The organism is Citrobacter sp. TBCS-14 (assembly GCF_005280805.1).
Taxonomy (GTDB): domain Bacteria; phylum Pseudomonadota; class Gammaproteobacteria; order Enterobacterales; family Enterobacteriaceae; genus Citrobacter; species Citrobacter gillenii.
In genome coordinates this window covers 1-226 of record NZ_SZWM01000580.1, presented here as the reverse complement: position 1 = coordinate 226, position 226 = coordinate 1, and the positions used below count along the sequence as shown (strand labels likewise).

Annotated in this window: 1 protein-coding gene; it reads left to right on the top strand. The window is 55.8% G+C overall.

The window, feature by feature from the left end; translation table 11 throughout:
- On the top strand, positions 1 to 226 hold a 226-nt coding region (locus FDX22_RS20045; protein WP_186805373.1), incomplete at both ends, for a glutathionylspermidine synthase family protein.

Genomic DNA, 226 nt, shown 5'->3' with positions numbered 1-226 from the left:
TATCCCGAAAATCCTCTGGCCGCGCCTGCGCCTTTCCTGGCAGCGTCGTCGGCATCATATGATTACGGGTCGTATGGATTTCTGTATGGATGAACGCGGACTGAAGGTGTATGAGTACAATGCCGATTCCGCCTCGTGCCATACCGAAGCTGGCTTGATTCTCGAAAGATGGGCCGAGCGAGGCTACACAGGGCAGGGACACAACCCGGCTGAAGGGTTGATCAAC